The following is a 15,189-nucleotide window of genomic DNA, read 5'->3' as shown; positions in this document are numbered from 1 at the left end:
CGGGCGCTCGCTGCACGACTGTTCGTGCGTTCAAGCGCGCCTTTTCAGTTCGACGCACGGTAAAGCCCGTGCGCATCGATGTAGGCCAGGACCGCGTCAGGCACCAGGAAACGTACCGACTTCCCGCTGGCCAGCAGTTGACGGATCTGGGTGGCAGACACCGCAAGCGGGGTCTGCCAGACGAATGCAATATTCCCGTTCGGCCCGGTCAGGGCCAAGGGGTCACTTACCGACCGCGCGGCCAGCAGGTTGCGCAAGGCATCCGGCGGTTCGCTGTCGGCATCCGGGCGTTGCAAAACCAGGATGTGGCAATGCTGGAGGAGTTCCTCCCAGCGATGCCAAGAGGGCAGGCCGCAAAATGCGTCCCAGCCCAAAAGCAGAAACAACTGGTCATCTACGGCCAACTCGGCGCGTATCAGCTCCAGGGTGTCGACAGTGTAGGACGGTTTATCGCGTTTGAGTTCGCGGTCGTCCACCACCAGCGGCGGTATGCCTTCTACGGCAAGGCGCACCATTTCCAGACGTTGTTGCGGTGACACCTGCGGCGTGTCGCGATGAGGCGGCCGCGCGTTGGGCATCACGCGCAACTCGTCCAGTGCAAGGGCATCTGCGACTTCGAGAGCGCTGCGCAAATGGCCGATGTGCACGGGGTCGAAAGTACCGCCGAGCAGCCCGATGCGTTTAGCCATCAAGTGCGCACATGACCGTCGCCGAACACCACGTACTTCTCGCTGGTCAGACCTTCCAGGCCAACCGGGCCGCGTGCGTGAAGCTTGTCGGTGGAGATGCCGATCTCGGCGCCCAGCCCGTATTCAAAGCCGTCGGCAAAGCGCGTCGAGGCGTTGATCATCACCGAAGCGGAATCCACTTCGTTGAGGAAGCGACGCGCATCGCTGAAGTGCTCGGAGACAATCGCGTCGGTGTGCTTGGAGCCGTATGTGTTGATGTGTTCGATGGCCTGATCCAGGTCATCAACGATGCGGATTGACAGGATCGGCGCCGTGTATTCGGTGTACCAGTCCTGTTCAGTCGCTTCGATCACGTCCGCACCCAGCAGCGCGCGGGTGCGTTCGCAGCCGCGCAGTTCCACGCCCTTGTCGCGATAGATGGCAGCCAGCGGCGGCAGCACGCGATCGGCAATGCCGACGTGCACCAGCAGAGTCTCCATGGTGTTGCACGGGGCGTAGCGATGGGTCTTGGCGTTGTCGGCGATGCGGATGGCCTTGTCGATATCGGCGGCGATGTCGATGAACACATGGCATACACCGTCCAGGTGCTTGATGACCGGAACCTTGGCATCACGGCTGACGCGTTCGATCAGGCTCTTGCCACCGCGCGGCACGATCACGTCGACGAATTCCGGCATGGTGATCAGCGCGCCAACGGCCGCGCGATCGGTGGTTTCCACCACTTGCACCACTTCGGCCGGCAGTTCGGCCACGGCCAGGCCTTGCTGGATGCAGGCGGCAATTGCGCGGTTGGAATTGATCGCCTCGGAACCGCCACGCAGGATGGTGGCATTGCCGGACTTGAGGCACAGGCTCGCGGCGTCAATGGTCACGTTAGGTCGCGACTCATAGATGATGCCGATCACGCCCAGGGGCACGCGCATCTTGCCGACCTGAATACCGGACGGCAGGTAACGCATATCGCGGATTTCACCGATGGGGTCAGGCAGCTTGGCCACCTGACGCAGGCCTTCGATCATGTCGTCGATACGTGCCGGGGTCAGCGCCAGACGGTCCAGCAGGGCCGGTTCCAGGCCATTGGCGCGGCCGTTGGCCAGGTCCAGTTCGTTGGCCGCGGCGAGTTCGGAGCGCGAAGCATCCAGAGCATCAGCGGCGGCCAGCAAGGCACGGTTCTTCTGCGCGGTGCTCGCACGGGCGATCAACCGCGAGGCCTGACGGGCAGCGCGACCCAGGCGGGTCATGTAGTCAAGAACGGACTCAGTCATGGTCAGGGAGTCTTGGCAAAGAGGAAAGCGGCAGATTATAGCTGTGACGCCGCCCGACTGACAGCGGTGAGGGGCGGATGGTCGAAATGAACTGTAAAAACCTGGGGTTCAGCGGTAATTAAGGTGGGAGTTGTTATGATTCCGTCACATTTAGCCGCATTTCCCCTGACCGCCATGCCCAGCTCATCGCCCCAACGCCCCGCCAGCGCCCTGCCCGACGGCTTCTTCGACCGTGACGCGCAAATTCTTGCGCGGGAACTGCTCGGCAAAGTTGTACGCCATCGCGTCGGCGAAATCTGGCTTTCGGCTCGAATTATTGAAACGGAAGCCTATTACGTGGCCGAAAAAGGTAGCCACGCTTCACTCGGCTACACAGAAAAGCGTAAGGCTTTGTTTCTGGATGGCGGCCATATCTACATGTACTACGCCCGTGGCGGCGACTCCCTGAACTTCAGCGCACATGGACCGGGCAATGCCGTATTGATCAAATCGGCCTATCCGTGGGTCGATGACCTTTCCGGCCAGGCGAGCCTCGCGCAGATGCAGTTGAACAACCCGAATGCCGATGGCAGCCCGCGCACCTCGCAGAAGCTGTGCGCCGGCCAAACGTTGTTGTGCAAAGCGCTGGGGCTCAAAGTGCCGATGTGGGACGCCAAGCGCTTCGACCAGGAAAGGCTGTATGTGGAAGATGTCGGCCAGGTACCGACGCAAATCATCCAGACGACCCGCCTGGGCATCCCCAGTGGCCGCGATGAACACCTGATGTACCGTTTTGTCGATGCAAGCTATGCACCGTACTGCACACGGAACCCGCTGCGCCGAGGCCAGGTCGAAGGCCGCGACTATTTTCTGATTTGAATTTTGTGGTGATGGAGTGACGTTTATGGGCCAATGGCTCGATAGCATTACCGGCTGGCTGACCCTGAACCCACAATGGCTGGCGGTGGCGGTGTTTATCGTCGCGTGCGTGGAATGCCTGGCGATTGCCGGTTTAATCGTACCGGGCACGGTATTGCTGTTTGCCATTGCCGCATTGGCCGGCAGCGGCGCGCTGTCGTTGAGTGAAACACTGTTGCTGGGCTTTCTCGGCGGTTTGCTGGGCGATGGGGTTTCCTACTTTCTGGGCCGACATTTCCACCAGAACATCCGCCGCCTGCCCGGTCTGCGCCACCACCCCGAATGGATGAACGGTGCAGAGACCTACTTCCACAAGTACGGCATCGCCAGCCTGCTGGTCGGACGCTTCATCGGCCCCTTGCGCCCGATGCTGCCGATGGTGGCCGGCATGTGCGATATGCCGTTCCCACGCTTTGCGGCAGTGAGCGTCCTCGCCGCAGCCGGCTGGTCGGTGGCCTACTTGCTGCCGGGCTGGGCCACCGGCGCCGCGTTCCGCCTGCCATTACCGGAAGGCTTCTGGCCTGAGGCCGGCGTTGTCACGGCGTGCCTGGCGGTACTGCTGGGGCTGGGTTTGAACAGCAGCCTGCGCGACCACCGGCGCACCACCTTGTGGATAGGTTGCGCCAGCCTGACGTTGTTGATCGCACTGTTTATCGGTTATCCACACCTGAATGATTTCGATCAGGGCCTTAGCGCACTGGTGCAGGAGCATCGCAGCGCCTGGCTGGATGAAGCCATGGTGATGGTCACCCAATTGGGTGAGTTCAAGAAGATGTTTGTCGCCAGCGCCGTCTTCACCGGGCTTTTGCTACTGGCTCGACAGTGGCGCCACGCCATCTTTGTGGGCGCCACACTGGCCGGATCGGCGGTAATCAACACCGGGAGCAAATTGTTTTTCGCCCGCGGCCGCCCTGAAATCCTTACCGACCCCCTGACCAGTTTCAGCATGCCCAGCGGCCATGCCTCCGGCGCCTTCGCGTTTTTCCTGGCGCTGGCGGTGCTGGCAGGTTGTGGCCAACCGACACGGCTGCGCCTGACGTGGATACTGCTGGGCTGCATTCCCGCCGCATTTATCGCCTTGTCCCGGGTTTACCTGGGCGCGCACTGGCCCTCGGACATCCTGGCCGGCACGCTCCTGGCGATGACGGTGTGTGCCTTCAGCCTCACAGCCATCCAGCACCGCAGCCCACTGCCACCCTTGCGCAAAAAAACATGGTGGCTGCTGCTGCCTGCCATAGTGGCAGTCCTGAGCTTTATTGCACTCACCGGCACATCCCACGCACTGCTGCGCTACGCCTACTGAGTGAAAAGCTCTTCCTGTAGCTCATCAAGCAGCATCTGGATCGCATCCAGGCGCTGCTGCGGGTCGTCGAGTTGCAGCAGGTCGATCTTGTCGGCTTCGGTAAAGGGCAAGAGATAAGCAAGCTGATTGCCCAAGGCTTGCTGGCCCTCGGCGTGAGCGTCCATGTCCAGCGAAGAGACCATCGGATGCTCGGCCAGGGCCTGGAGCAATGCCAACAGATCAGCGTCCTCTTCGTCTAACGGCTGGTCCGGCTGCTCATCCAGCCATTGCACCTCGGCCACCAGCAACTGGTCTTTTTGCACGCCCGTATCGAGCACGCGAAAGCGCCGCCCGCCTTCAACACGAATCCCCAGCAGGCCATTGTCCTGCTGCTTGAAGTCGCGAATCAGCGCTTCACAGCCGATCAGCGCGTAGCCGTCCGGAGCCATGCCTACTTCCTTGCCGTCAAGGATGCACACCACGCCGAAGCTTTCGCCCTTTTTCATGCAACGGCTGATCATGTCCAGGTAGCGCGCCTCGAACAGTTGCAGATCGAGGGTGCAGCCAGGGAACAGCACGGTATTGAGCGGGAACAGCGCCAGACTCATAAAGGTTTCCTTAAACCTGGTTTAAACAATCACTGACACAGCCAACGGCAGGAACACCGCCGTGGCCACGCCCATCAGACTCATGGCCAGCGCCGCAAAGGCGCCACACTCTTCGCTCTCCTGCAGGGCCACCGAGGTGCCGACCGCGTGGGCGGTCATGCCCAACGCCATGCCACGCGCCTCGGGACTGTGCACACCCAGGCGCGAAAGTAACGCCGGCCCCACCATCGCCCCCACCACCCCAGTGATCAGCACAAACACCGCGGCCAGTGCCGCCACGCCGCCGATCTGCTCGGCCACCAGCATGGCGATCGGCGAGGTCACCGACTTGGGCGCCATGGTCATCAGCATCATGTGTTCAGCGCCGAACCACCAGCCGAGCAGCACACACAGGCCGGTAGCCAATACACCGCCTATCACCAGCGTAGTAAAAATTGGCCAAAATAATTGGCGAATGCGCCGCAGATTCAGATAAAGCGGCACCGCCAGCGCCACCGTGGCAGGCCCCAGCAGAATGCCCATGATCTCGGTGCTCTTGCGGTACTCGGCATAGCTCAGGCCGCAGGTGAGCAACACGCCGATCACCAGCAGCATGGAGACCAGTACCGGTTGCAGGAAGATCCAGCGGGTTTTCTCGAACCCCGCCAGCACCAGTTGATAGGCGCCCAGGGTAATACCGATACCGAACAGCGGGTGATGAATCACGGACGTCCACGCGCCATGCCAGTCGAAGATCATTGATCCTTCTCCTTGCGCTTGACCATCTGCTGCATCAGTACGCCAACGAATGCCATGGCGATCACCAGTGACAACACCAGCGCGCCGACGATGGCCCAAAAGTCAGCCGCGATGTCCTTGGCGTACACCATCACGCCGACTGCCGGCGGCACCAGCAGCAGTGGCAGATACCGCAACAGGCTGCCAGCGGCCAGGCTCAACGGCTCGCCCACCTCGCCACGCCAGATCAGGAAACCCAGCATCAGCAGCAGGCCAATGATTGGCCCCGGCAGAACCGGCAACAGCAAATGATTGATCGCCGTGCCGATCAACTGAAACAACACCAGCCATGTCAGACCACGTAACAGCATCCGCTTTCCCCCCTCTGAACTCGCCCGCATTATAAGCATGCCGGCCCTATGCATCGGCATTCGCCAAAAGCATGGTGGGTTGACCGGGCTGGTTGCCCGTGATGATCTACATTGGTTCTCTGTAATCCATAAAAACTGCATCGATGAACCAAGGAGAGACGCAATGCCCTATGTACCTGTAGCGCAGCTCAAAGATTATGTCGGCAAGGAACTGGGACGTTCCGAATGGCTCACCATCGACCAGGCACGTATCAACCTGTTCGCAGAAGCCACTGGCGACCATCAGTTCATCCACGTCGACCCGGTCAAGGCTGCGCAAACGCCGTTCGGCAGCACCATTGCCCACGGTTTCCTGTCGCTGTCGCTGATACCCAAGCTGATGGAAGACATCCTGATCATGCCCGAAGGCCTGAAGATGGCGGTCAACTATGGCTTGGACACCGTGCGCTTTATCCAGCCGGTCAAGGTCAACTCCAAGGTGCGCTTGAACGTGATCCTCACTGACGTCACCGAGAAAAAGCCCGGCCAGTGGCTGTTAAAGGCCACTGCCACACTGGAGATCGAAGGCCAGGAAAAACCGGCCTACATTGCCGAGTCGCTTTCACTCTGTTTCGTGTAAGGCCATCCCTGTGGTGAGAGGCTGAAACTCACCACGGGGTATGTAAATTTATGTATGAAACTCGCAGCTGCGGCATACTCGGCGCTCAAATATCCGGATCCCGCTATGCGCCCACTCGCCCCCCTTGCCCTTGCCCTGTTGCTCACCGCTTGCGGAGACGGCGAATCGCTGTTGCCGCCCGATGCGCGCCTGCCCGACGGCGGCCGCTATCGGGGCGATGTGGTCAACGGGCTGCTGCAAGGCCAGGGCCGTGTGGACTACCCCAACGGCAGTTGGTACGCCGGCGCGTTCGACAAAGGCCAGTGGCACGGCCAGGGCGAGTGGCATGGCAGCAACGGCGAAGTCTATAAAGGCCAGTTCCAGCAAGGTCTGTTCGATGGACAGGGCAGCCTGACCACCGCAGCCAGCCAGTATGTCGGCGGGTTCCGCAACGGTCGGCGCAACGGCGAAGGCACCCTCAAAGAGGGGCAAATGACCTATCGCGGCGAATTCAAAGACGATCAGTATTCCGGTCTCGGCCGCCTGGAGCTGGCCGACGGCAGCCAATACCAGGGCCAGTTCGCCCACGGCAAGCCGAATGGCGAAGGCCAGCGCAACGACGACAGCGGTAATCAGTTCAGTGGTCGCTTCGTCGATGGCCAGTTGGAGGGCAACGGCACCTTCAACAGCGCCGACGGCGACATCTATGTCGGTCAGTTCAAGCAGAACCAACTCAACGGCAAGGGCCGCTATGAAAACGCTGACGGCGACGTGTGGATCGGCCAGTTCAAGGAAGGCGCGCTCAGCGGCAAGGGCGAACTGATCGGCGTGGATGGCAGCCACTACGTCGGCTATTTCAGCGATTGGCGCTTTACCGGAGAAGGTCGCCTGAACCTGACCGACGGCAGCTTCTACATCGGCGGCTTCGACAGCGACAACTATCAGGGCCGCGGCACGCTGGTCCTCACCGACGGCACGGTGCAGGCCGGTACCTGGGTCAACGGCATGCGCGTGCGTGACGCGGACGGCACATTGTTGCCTGACCCACTGGAGATCGGCGTGCTGGCCCAAGGGCATTTGCTCGATGCTGCCTTTGCCGCCGTGCCCGCCTCCACCCCTGCCGTGGAGTTGTACACCCTGGCGGTGGCCGGCGACGGCAAACAAAGCGTGTTCCTGCGCGAAGCCGATTACGTCAGCAACATGCTCGCCACCCGCTTCGGCGCACGTGGGCAGATCCGTTTGGTCAACCACCGCGACCATATCGCCGACCGCCCCCTGGCCACCCGCGAAAGCTTGCGCCGTGCCGTGCAAACCCTGGCCGAGCGCACAGGCCCGGAAGACCTGGTGTTTATCTACATGACCAGCCACGGCACCCACGAACACGAACTGGTGCTGGATCAGCCGCGCATGGAGCTGGCCGATTTGCCCGCCGATGAGCTGGCCGCCGTGCTGACACCGCTGAAAAACCGCGACAAGATCATCGTAATTTCCGCCTGCTATTCCGGCGGCTTTATCCCGGCACTCAAAGACGACCGTACGCTGATCATGACCGCCTCCCGCGCCGACCGCGTGTCCTTCGGTTGCTCCGAAGAAGCCGACTTCACCTACTTCGGCGACGCCCTCTTCGCCCAAGCCTTCAACCAGACCGACGACTTGCAGCAAGCCTTCAAGCTGGCACAGCTGCATGTGAGCGAGCGCGAACAGGCCGACAATTTCGAAGCGTCCGAACCGCAGATCTGGGCCCCCAAAGGCGTGATTGCCCACTGGCAACTTTTACGTAAACAGCAGGCACGAAAGGCGCTCGAAAGCGTCTCAATGAATAGCAAGGAAGCCAAAGGCAACTAAGCTGCAACGTGTAACAAGGGGGAAACACTATGTACCTGACACCTCAGCATATCTTGCTCGCAGGGGCCTCCGGCCTCACTGGCGAACACCTGCTCGACCGCCTGCTCAACGAACCCACCGTGACCCGCGTGCTCGCGCCGAGCCGCAAGCCATTGGCCGAACATCCACACCTGGAAAACCCGGTGGGCGACCCAGCGGTGTTCCTGCCGCAACTGAGCGGCCGGGTGGATATCGCCTTCTGCTGCCTGGGCACCACAATCAAAAAAGCGGGCTCGGAAGAGGCCTTCCGTGCGGTTGACCTGGATATGGTCGTCGCCTTCGCCAAGCGCGCACGGGAAATGGGCGCACGGCACCTGATCGTGATCAGCGCGATTGGCGCCGATCCGAAATCTTCGATTTTCTACAACCGAGTCAAAGGGGAAATGGAGCAAGCACTCAAGGCCCAAGACTGGCCGCAACTGACCATCGTGCGACCGTCGCTGTTATTGGGCGAGCGGCTGGAACCCCGTTTGGCCGAACAACTGGCAGGGCCGCTGTCACGGCTGATTCCCGGCAAGTACCGAGGCATCGAAGTGTGTGAACTGGCCCGGGCCATGTGGCGCCTGGCGCTGGAAGAGCAGAATGGGGTGCGGATCGTAGAGTCGGACGAACTGCGCAAGCTCGGTAAATAAAGCCGAACACAAAGCAAAATGTGGGAGGGGGCTTGCTCCCGATGGCGGAGGGTCAGTCAACATATTGGGTGACTGATACACCGCTATCGGGAGCAAGCCCCCTCCCACATTGGTTTTGTATTGCCTTCGGGTCAGCGCTAGAGCCCGCCTGTGGCGTTAAATCCCACTCCTAGCACCGTCAACACCGACAGCGGCAACAGCAAAGTGTCGAGCAACGCACTGGCCGGCAGGTCGACACCGGGATAGCTCGGCGCCTCAGCACCAAACCGGTCCTTGGCGCAGCAACCTCCATTCATTGCGTACAAGTCCAACCGCGTGCCGGCATACACCACCGGCGCGCCGGGCTGCGCAGCGTCCAGCGTACGCGCGGTGGCGCAGCCGCCCAATTGCAACGCCAGTATCACCAACAGTGCCTTATTCATCGCTGCTCAAATGGTGTTCGCCCCAACGCGGCAGCATGTCCTGTGGAATATTCAGCAGGTTGAGAATCCGCGCCACCACAAAATCCACCAGGTCATCGATGGTCTGCGGCTGATGATAAAAGCCCGGCGACGCAGGCAAGATGGTCACGCCCATGTTCGACAACTTGAGCATGTGCTCCAGATGAATGCTCGAATACGGCGCCTCGCGCGGCACCAGGATCAACTGGCGGCGCTCCTTCAATGTCACGTCTGCCGCGCGCTCGATCAGGTTATTGCAGGCCCCGGTGGCAATCGCCGACAAGGTGCCGGTGGAGCACGGCACAACAACCATTGCCGCCGGTGCACCGGAGCCCGAGGCCACCGGCGACATCCAATCTTCTTTGCCGTAAACCTTGATCTGCCCCGGCGCCGCACCGGTGTACTCGGTGAGGAAGGCCTGCATCATCTGCACCTTGGGAGGCAGTGCCACGTCGGTCTCGGTCGCCATCACCAACTGCGCGGCCTTGGAGATCAGAAAGTGCACCTCGCGATCTTCACGCACCAGGCAGTCAAGCAGACGCAGGCCGTAGGGCGCGCCCGAGGCACCGGTCATCGCCAGGGTGACGCGTTCCGGCCCGCTCATTTCAGCGCCTCGGCCAGTTTGCCGTGCAAGCCGCCGAAGCCGCCGTTGCTCATGACCACCACATGGGTGCCAGGCTTGGCCTGCTGCTTGACGAACTCAATGATGCCCTCGATGGAATCACAGACTTTCGACGGCACCGTGCACTGGGCCGCAATCGCCGGTAAGTCCCAGCCAAGATTGGTCGGGGCGTACCACACCACCTGGTCGGCATCGTTGACGCTTTCCGGCAGGCCGTCGCGGTGTGCACCGAGCTTCATGGAGTTTGAGCGCGGCTCGACAATAGCAATGATCGGGGCATCGCCAACGCGCTTGCGCAGTCCGTCAAGGGTGGTGGCAATGGCGGTTGGGTGGTGGGCAAAGTCGTCGTAGATGGTAATCCCATTCACGTCGGCGACTTTTTCCATGCGGCGTTTTACGCTTTTGAATGCGCTCAGCGCAGCAATACCCATGGAAGGCACCACGCCCACATGCCGTGCGGCAGCCAGGGTGACCAAGGCATTGGCAACGTTGTGCTGACCAGTCATGTCCCACTCGACGATGCCTTGGGCCTCACCCTCAAACAGCACTTCAAACCTGGAACCGTCTTCACTGAGCAACTTGACCTGCCATTGCCCACCCGCACCGGTGGTTTGCACTGGTGTCCAACAGCCCATCTCGATCACGCGCTGCAAAGCCGGCTCGGTAGTCGGGTAGATGACCAGGCCTTCGCTTGGGATGGTGCGCACCAAATGGTGGAACTGCCGCTCGATAGCGGGCAGATCGGGGAAGATGTCCGCATGATCAAACTCAAGGTTATTGAGGATCGCCGTGCGCGGACGGTAGTGGACAAACTTGGAGCGCTTGTCGAAGAAGGCGCTGTCGTATTCGTCAGCTTCGATCACAAAGAACGGCGTGTCGCCCAGGCGCGCGGAGACCGAGAAGTTTTGTGGCACGCCGCCGATCAGGAAGCCAGGACTCATGCCCGCGTGCTCCAGCACCCAGGCCAGCATGCTGCTGGTAGTGGTCTTGCCGTGGGTACCGGCAACGGCCAGTACCCAGCGGCCTTGCAGCACATGATCGGCCAGCCATTGCGGGCCGGAGACGTACGGTAAACCTTTGTTGAGCACGTACTCGACGGCCGGGTTGCCACGGGACATGGCATTGCCGATCACCACCAGATCCGGCACCGGGTCGAATTGCGCCGGATCGTAACCCTGGGTCAGTTCAATGCCCTGCGCTTCGAGTTGCGTGCTCATGGGCGGGTAAACATTGGCATCGGAGCCTGTCACGTGATGGCCCAGCTCTTTAGCCAGAACCGCCATCGAACCCATGAAGGTGCCGCAAATACCAAGAATATGAATGTGCATAGTCGACCTCGTAAACATCGAGGCAGGTTAGCGCAGGGGGGCGAAAATCGCACTCTTTAGCTGTAGGACCAAACCACGATCACCCGGGCAGGGACGCGCGTGCGATGCCGTGCCGGCGCAGCTTTCTATACAACGTATTGCGGCTGACACCCAGTTGCTCCGCCGTATGGGACATGTGCCAGCGCTGTTGTTCCAAGGCCGTTAGCAAGGCAAGTCGCTCAGCGTCTTCCAGGGGCGACTCGGCGGGCTTAGCCTCAACCACCGGTTGCGGCCGGGCCTGGCGGATCGACGCGGGCAAATCTTCAAGGCCCACGCGCCCTTCGTCGCACAGCGCCGCCAACGTACGCAGCACCGTGCGCAGTTGTCGGACGTTACCGGGCCAGGCAAAGGTCAACAGCGCCGAACGCGCCGCCGGCTCAAGTTGTACAGTCTGCCCGCCCGCCTCTTCAGCCAGCAGAAAATCCAGCAACTGAGATTTATCGCTGCGCTCACGCAGCGGTGGCAACCCAACTTCCAGCCCGTTGAGCCGGTAATACAAGTCCTCACGGAAACTGCCGTCCTGGACACGCCCCAGCAAGTTGCGGTGCGTCGCGCTGATAATTCTGACGTTAACCGCCTGGGGCTCACCGCCGATAGGCACCACCATGCGGTCCTCCAGAACCCTTAATAAGCGGGTTTGCAGAGCCAGGGGCATATCACCGATTTCATCGAGGAACAGAGTGCCGCCGTCAGCCTGTTGCAACTTACCCTGCATGCCCTCCTTCCGCGCGCCAGTGAAACTGCCGCCGCGATAACCGAACAGCTCGCTTTCGATCAGGCTTTCCGGGATGGCGGCACAGTTGAGGGCGACGAAGGCTTTGTCGGCACGCTGGCTGGCATGGTGCACGGCCTTGGCAAAGGCCTCTTTGCCGGACCCAGTCTCACCGTTGATCAGCAAAGGAACATCTCGCTCGAATACCCGCAGCGCCTTGCGAAAATCATTTTGCAACGCCGGATCACCCAGGCAGATGCCAGCCAGGCGGGCGGGCTCAGCCTTCGCGATGGGTAAAGACACACTGCGTGGCTGACCACGCAGTGCGGCAAACAAGCGCCGCCCATCGCGGGTGCGCAGTGGCCAACTGGCGGTCGCATTGGCACTGGCGCGACCGAGTAATTGATCCAGAGAACAGTCGAAGAACGCCTCCACCGGCTGACCCAGCAGGTTGCCTCGAACCTGCCCTAGCAGATTCAGCGCGCTCTGGTTCATCGCGCAAATGCGCCCTTCACCATCGAACGCCAGCAACCCTTCGCTGAACAGGCCCACGGACTCGGCCTGCAGATGAAAGCGCAACAGCCAGTGGTGCTCGAAATGGCGCAGGAAGTAGCAGCTCTCGATCATCTTCGCTGACAGGTTCACCAGCGCCATGGTGTGAAACTGACTCTGGCGCGATACCGCTTCCCGGGCTGACGACACGTCCAACACCGCCAGCAATTCACCATGGGGGTCGAACACCGGGCTCGCCGAGCAGGTCAGCCCGGTGTGGCGGCCACGGAAGTGTTCATCGCGATGAATGGTCAGGGACTGACGCTCCACCAGGCAGGTGCCGATGCCATTGGTCCCTTCGCAGGCTTCACTCCAATCGGCACCGAGCCACAGACCGGCGCGCTCGAAAATCTTGCGCTCGGACGGCGCGGTGACACAGTTGAGGATCACTCCGCGCGCATCGGTCAGCAGTACCGCGTGGCCGGCACCGGAGAGCTGCTGGTGCAGGCTATTCATCTCACTGCCGGCGATGTGCAGCACTTGCTGCAGACGCTCGCGGCTTTCCAACAGGCGCCCGTGTTCAAGCACGGTGGGTGCGATGGTCTGCGCGGGATCCAGGTGGTAATCCTCCAGGCACCGCAGCCAGGAACGGGCGATGGACGGATCGCTGGAGGGGTCACGGCCACGTGCCACGGTGAGGACTTGCTGGGCATGGCGACTGAAATGATCGTTGTGCATGTTCTTATTATTCTCCCTGCGTGAGAGCGTCCAGCATCCCCCAGCCCTGCAAGAGATGCAATCCCGTGCAGACCCACCGGTCACAGGCTGTACCGTTTATGGCACAAAGTGTCACCCAGGCTGTGCCAGGCGTGTGACAGCAATGCCTTGCAACACACCCCAACCCCTTGATTTACCTGGCCCTCAAGGCAGTGGCCCGACCTTTGCTCTACGCTTTACCAAGCGCTTGAGCGCTGCACTCCAATAAACATAAAAGCCAGGAGATACCCACCATGCGTTACGCACACCCCGGTACTGAAGGCGCGATCGTTTCGTTCAAGGCCAAGTACGGCAACTACATTGGTGGCGAATTCGTTGCGCCGGTCGACGGCAACTATTTCACCAACACCTCGCCGGTCAACGGCAAGCCCATCGCCGAATTCCCGCGCTCCACTGCCAAAGACATCGACAAGGCCCTCGACGCCGCCCACGCCGCCGCTGACGCCTGGGGCAAGACCTCGGCCCAGGACCGCTCGCTGGTGCTGCTGAAAATCGCCGACCGCATCGAACAGAACCTCGAACTGCTGGCCATTACCGAAACCTGGGACAACGGCAAAGCCGTGCGTGAAACCCTCAACGCCGATATCCCGCTGGCCGCCGACCACTTCCGCTACTTTGCCGGCTGCATCCGCGCCCAAGAAGGCACCAGCGCCGAGATCAACGAACACACCGCGTCCTATCACTTCCACGAGCCTCTGGGCGTGGTTGGTCAGATCATCCCGTGGAACTTCCCGCTGCTGATGGCCGCCTGGAAACTCGCCCCGGCCCTGGCGGCCGGTAACTGCGTGGTGCTCAAGCCCGCCGAACAAACCCCGCTGGGCATCAACGTGCTGATGGAAGTCATCGGCGACCTGCTGCCACCGGGCGTGCTGAACGTAGTACACGGTTTCGGCAAAGAAGCCGGCGAAGCTCTGGCCACCAGCAAACGCATCGCCAAGATCGCCTTCACCGGCTCCACCCCGGTGGGTTCGCACATCATGCATGCGGCGGCGGAGAACATTATTCCGTCCACCGTTGAGCTGGGCGGCAAGTCGCCGAACATCTTCTTCGCCGACATCATGAAAGCCGAACCGTCCTTCATCGAGAAAGCCGCCGAAGGCCTGGTGCTGGCGTTCTTCAACCAGGGCGAGGTGTGCACCTGCCCATCCCGTGCGCTGGTGGAAGAGTCGATCTATGACGACTTCATGAAAGTGGTGATGAAGAAAATCGAGCAGATCAAACGCGGTGACCCGCTGGACACCGACACCATGGTCGGCGCCCAGGCGTCCGAGCAGCAGTTCGACAAGATCCTGTCTTACCTGGAAATCGCCAAGGGCGAAGGCGCGCAGTTGCTCACCGGCGGCAAGGTGGAGCAGCTCACCGGCGACATGGCCGGCGGTTATTACATCCAGCCGACGCTGCTCAAGGGCACCAACGAAATGCGTGTGTTCCAGGAGGAAATCTTCGGCCCAGTGGTGAGCATCACCACCTTTAAGGACGAAGCCGAAGCCTTGGCCATTGCCAACGACACCGAGTTCGGCCTGGGCGCCGGCGTGTGGACCCGCGACATCAACCGCGCCTACCGCATGGGCCGGGCGATCAAGGCGGGCCGAGTGTGGACCAACTGCTACCACCTGTACCCGGCGCATGCCGCGTTCGGTGGCTACAAGAAGTCCGGTGTGGGCCGCGAGACACACAAGATGATGTTGGACCACTACCAGCAGACCAAGAACTTGCTGGTGAGTTACGACATTAATCCGCTGGGCTTCTTCTAACTAACATCCCCTCCCACTTTTGAAACAAGGTCAATGATGGGAGGGGGTTTGCCCCCTCCCACACTTAGATCGTCACAAGTAC

Annotated in this window: 15 protein-coding genes; 6 read left to right on the top strand and 9 right to left on the bottom strand. The window is 61.1% G+C overall.

What is annotated here, in order from left to right:
* Positions 1-44 precede the first annotated feature (44 nt).
* Both nadD and AB4N82_RS13550 read right to left on the bottom strand, forming a co-directional pair.
* Positions 45-689 carry a nicotinate-nucleotide adenylyltransferase gene (nadD, locus tag AB4N82_RS13555; RefSeq protein ID WP_095186205.1) on the bottom strand — a complete coding sequence of 215 codons (645 nt, stop codon included), beginning with the start codon at positions 687-689 and terminating at the stop codon, positions 45-47.
* A complete protein-coding gene (locus AB4N82_RS13550; protein ID WP_122765281.1) occupies positions 689-1,954 on the bottom strand; it encodes a glutamate-5-semialdehyde dehydrogenase in 1,266 nt (421 codons plus the stop codon). The genes nadD and AB4N82_RS13550 overlap by 1 nt, the downstream gene beginning before the upstream one ends.
* 174 nt (positions 1,955-2,128) lie before the next feature.
* Between AB4N82_RS13550 and AB4N82_RS13545 the strand changes: the two genes are divergently transcribed.
* Together AB4N82_RS13545 and AB4N82_RS13540 are read left to right on the top strand one after the other, a co-directional pair.
* A complete protein-coding gene (locus AB4N82_RS13545; protein ID WP_032884768.1) occupies positions 2,129-2,812 on the top strand; it encodes a DNA-3-methyladenine glycosylase in 684 nt (227 codons plus the stop codon).
* Between the two features lie 25 nt (positions 2,813-2,837).
* Positions 2,838-4,154: a bifunctional DedA family/phosphatase PAP2 family protein gene (locus AB4N82_RS13540; RefSeq protein ID WP_032884591.1), complete on the top strand. Its 1,317-nt coding sequence runs from the start codon at positions 2,838-2,840 to the stop codon at positions 4,152-4,154.
* Here the strand turns inward: AB4N82_RS13540 and AB4N82_RS13535 are convergent.
* From AB4N82_RS13535 to AB4N82_RS13525, 3 genes are read right to left on the bottom strand one after another with little or no spacing between them, the layout of a single operon-like run.
* Positions 4,148-4,741, bottom strand: coding sequence for an LON peptidase substrate-binding domain-containing protein (locus AB4N82_RS13535; RefSeq protein WP_095186203.1), 594 nt, complete (start codon positions 4,739-4,741; stop codon positions 4,148-4,150). The two genes, AB4N82_RS13540 and AB4N82_RS13535, sit on opposite strands and share 7 nt — an antisense overlap.
* A gap of 21 nt (positions 4,742-4,762) precedes the next feature.
* Positions 4,763-5,479 (bottom strand): LrgB family protein, encoded by a 717-nt coding sequence (locus tag AB4N82_RS13530; RefSeq protein ID WP_032884589.1) that lies wholly within the window; start codon positions 5,477-5,479, stop codon positions 4,763-4,765.
* Entirely contained in the window at positions 5,476-5,829 is a 354-nt protein-coding gene (locus AB4N82_RS13525; RefSeq protein ID WP_032884588.1) for a CidA/LrgA family protein, read from the bottom strand. Before AB4N82_RS13525 ends, AB4N82_RS13530 begins: the two co-directional genes overlap by 4 nt.
* 163 nt (positions 5,830-5,992) lie before the next feature.
* On the opposite strand from AB4N82_RS13525, the gene AB4N82_RS13520 reads away from it, so the two are divergent.
* The 3 genes from AB4N82_RS13520 (at position 5,993) to AB4N82_RS13510 (ending at position 8,943) form a co-directional block, all read left to right on the top strand.
* Entirely contained in the window at positions 5,993-6,448 is a 456-nt protein-coding gene (locus tag AB4N82_RS13520; RefSeq protein ID WP_032884587.1) for a MaoC family dehydratase, read from the top strand.
* Between the two features lie 105 nt (positions 6,449-6,553).
* Positions 6,554-8,272, top strand: coding sequence for a C13 family peptidase (locus AB4N82_RS13515; RefSeq protein WP_032884586.1), 1,719 nt, complete (start codon positions 6,554-6,556; stop codon positions 8,270-8,272).
* Between the two features lie 29 nt (positions 8,273-8,301).
* Positions 8,302-8,943 (top strand): oxidoreductase, encoded by a 642-nt coding sequence (locus AB4N82_RS13510; RefSeq protein ID WP_032884585.1) that lies wholly within the window; start codon positions 8,302-8,304, stop codon positions 8,941-8,943.
* A 137-nt stretch (positions 8,944-9,080) separates the two neighbouring features.
* Here AB4N82_RS13510 and AB4N82_RS13505 read toward each other — a convergent pair whose 3' ends face one another.
* The 4 genes from AB4N82_RS13505 to AB4N82_RS13490 form a co-directional block, all read right to left on the bottom strand.
* Positions 9,081-9,365: a YceK/YidQ family lipoprotein gene (locus tag AB4N82_RS13505; protein ID WP_032884584.1), complete on the bottom strand. Its 285-nt coding sequence runs from the start codon at positions 9,363-9,365 to the stop codon at positions 9,081-9,083.
* Positions 9,358-9,987 (bottom strand): flavin prenyltransferase UbiX, encoded by a 630-nt coding sequence (gene ubiX, locus AB4N82_RS13500; protein WP_032884583.1) that lies wholly within the window; start codon positions 9,985-9,987, stop codon positions 9,358-9,360. The genes AB4N82_RS13505 and ubiX overlap by 8 nt, the downstream gene beginning before the upstream one ends.
* Positions 9,984-11,333 carry a UDP-N-acetylmuramate:L-alanyl-gamma-D-glutamyl-meso-diaminopimelate ligase gene (gene mpl, locus AB4N82_RS13495; RefSeq protein ID WP_032884582.1) on the bottom strand — a complete coding sequence of 450 codons (1,350 nt, stop codon included), beginning with the start codon at positions 11,331-11,333 and terminating at the stop codon, positions 9,984-9,986. Before mpl ends, ubiX begins: the two co-directional genes overlap by 4 nt.
* Before the next feature lie 79 nt (positions 11,334-11,412).
* Positions 11,413-13,314 carry a sigma-54-dependent Fis family transcriptional regulator gene (locus AB4N82_RS13490; RefSeq protein ID WP_122765280.1) on the bottom strand — a complete coding sequence of 634 codons (1,902 nt, stop codon included), beginning with the start codon at positions 13,312-13,314 and terminating at the stop codon, positions 11,413-11,415.
* 272 nt (positions 13,315-13,586) lie between these two features.
* Here AB4N82_RS13490 and exaC point away from each other — a divergent pair, with 272 nt between their 5' ends.
* Positions 13,587-15,107: an acetaldehyde dehydrogenase ExaC gene (exaC, locus tag AB4N82_RS13485; protein ID WP_032884580.1), complete on the top strand. Its 1,521-nt coding sequence runs from the start codon at positions 13,587-13,589 to the stop codon at positions 15,105-15,107.
* The last annotated feature ends 82 nt before the right edge of the window (positions 15,108-15,189 follow it).

The sequence above is a fragment of the Pseudomonas sp. H1_D04 genome (assembly GCF_054683855.1).
Note: the sequence above shows the minus strand (reverse complement) of the source record. Positions and strands in the feature narration are given on the sequence as shown.